Origin of the sequence: uncultured Meiothermus sp., from assembly GCF_937863175.1 — a bacterium.
Classification (GTDB): domain Bacteria; phylum Deinococcota; class Deinococci; order Deinococcales; family Thermaceae; genus Meiothermus.
Map to the genome: position 1 here is coordinate 1 of NZ_CALMCQ010000029.1, position 1,501 is coordinate 1,501.

Consider the following 1,501-nt stretch of genomic DNA (forward strand, 5'->3'; position numbering starts at 1 on the left):
GGCTGGAAGGGTGCGGAAGCGCGCGCCGCTCTGGTTGGTGAACCGGATGGCCCAGTGGTCGCCCTGGTAGGCCACCTCGACCTGGGTCTGCTCGGAGCGGGGGTCGGAGAAAGCCCCCGGTGGGGAGGGAATCGAGACTTCGGGCGGCGGGCCAGGGGGGGTATAAAGCCGCAGACTCACGCTATCTTCTGTACCAAAACCGCCCCACCAGCTCGAGCCCACCTGGGTTCCCAGGTTCCAGGCGGCCCGCCAGTTGGCGATCTGGAGCCGTTCGGGAAGCCAGACCGGTTGGGCTTGCTGGGCCTCCTGCGGACTTTTGAGGCTGGTGGACAACATCCAGTAAAATGGGAACGCCATCACCACAGCCCCCACTAGCAGCACCAGGTAAATCAGCGCCAGGCCCAGGGGCGAGCTACGCCTCATAATTCACCCGCCTTTCCAGAACCCGCTGCTGAATCAGGGTCAGGATCAGAATTACCGCAAAGACCACCACCGCGATGGCCGAGGCGTACGAAAAATCTGAGTCGCGGAAACCTTTGTTGTACAGATAAAGCGTGACCGTAAGGGTATCCTGCAATACCCCGCCGGTGGGGGTCAGAATCAAGACCTGGGTAAAGACCTGAAAAGCCCCTATCAGGCCCAGGGTGAAGAGAAAAAAAGTGGTGGGGGAGAGCAGGGGCCAGGTAATGAGCCACTGTTGCTGTAACCAGGAAGCCCCGTCGAGCTCGGCGGCCTCGTAGTATTCCCTGGGGATGTTTTGCAGCCCGGCCAGCAGCACCACAATCTGGTAGCCCAGAAAGTGCCAGATGGTCATGATCATGATGGCTACGAAAGCCAGGCTTGGTCCGGCCACGAAACCTTGCAACTGCAATCCCAGCGGCGTAAGCAGGGAGGCAAAAATCCCTTCAGGCCGGTTGAGCCAGTCCAGCCCCGGGGTGCCCAGCAAGTAGTTTAGAAAGCCAAACTCGGGATTATAAATCCAGTCCCAGACCGCTGCTGCTGCGGTGAGGGCGGTGATGTAAGGCAGAAAGTAGAGCGTACGCAACAGCCCCTGAAATCGTATCCGCTCGTTGAGCAGGATGGCGATCAAGGCTGCCAGCCCAATCCCAATCGGCACCGTAAAGGCCACGAACCAGAAGGTATTGCCCATGGCCTTCCAAAAAAGTGGGTCGCGCAACAGGATTTCGTAGTTGTTCAGTCCCGCAAATTTGCTGGGCCCCATAAAATTGAACCGGTCGAGCAACGAGAGCCAGAGTGCATAAAATGCTGGCAGAACTTGCCAGAACAACATGAGGGCCACCGCGGGCCAGACAAACACCCAGCCCCAAATGGCAGCCTGGTCTTTCTCGCTAAGGCGGCTGTGCCAGCCCTGGTAGCCAATGAAAAGCCCGGCCAGGGCAATGAGCGAGGCCAGGGGCAGAAAGTATCCCCCCACCAGGCCTGCGGTCGTGACCAGGCCGCCCGCCCAAACCAGCGCGGGGGCTCCTCGCATGGCCCAGAC

General features: G+C 60.0%; 1 protein-coding gene and 1 pseudogene. Both read right to left on the bottom strand.

Features of this window, described 5'->3' with window-relative positions; translation table 11 throughout:
* A pseudogene (locus tag Q0288_RS01210) lies at window positions 1–423 on the bottom strand (carbohydrate ABC transporter permease); the annotation flags it as partial.
* Window positions 413–1,501, bottom strand: a 1,089-nt coding sequence (locus Q0288_RS01215) for a carbohydrate ABC transporter permease (protein WP_299425911.1), incomplete at its 5' end; no start/stop codon positions are given. The pseudogene Q0288_RS01210 and the gene Q0288_RS01215, both read right to left, overlap by 11 nt.